Annotated in this window: 1 protein-coding gene; it reads left to right on the top strand. The window is 40.2% G+C overall.

All coding sequences use genetic code 11. The features are described 5' to 3' along the window. Window positions 1–266, top strand: a 266-nt coding sequence (locus tag SB764_RS41070; protein WP_410866906.1) for a hypothetical protein, incomplete at both ends; no start/stop codon positions are given.

Below are 266 nucleotides of genomic sequence, written 5' to 3'. Positions count from 1 at the left end.
AACAGCTTTTGCAAATTCTCATGCCGGAGGATTAAGTAATAGCAGACAGGCGTTCAGTACAGCAAATGGAGTACCAGGAATGCCAGATGATGGATTAACTTATAGTTGGACTCCGTCAGCTTGTAAACCGCCTCTTTCTGTTGGATTAAATAATATTACAAAAAATGCAGCCCAAATTTCGTGGACACAGCCGGCTGTTGTTCCTAATGAAGGCTATGATATTTATTATTCAACTTCTGATCTTGCTCCTGCATCATCTTCTATAC

The organism is Paraburkholderia sp. SIMBA_027 (genome assembly GCF_046535315.1).
GTDB classification, from domain to species: domain Bacteria; phylum Pseudomonadota; class Gammaproteobacteria; order Burkholderiales; family Burkholderiaceae; genus Paraburkholderia; species Paraburkholderia tropica.
This window is presented reverse-complemented; position numbering and strand designations above follow the sequence as displayed.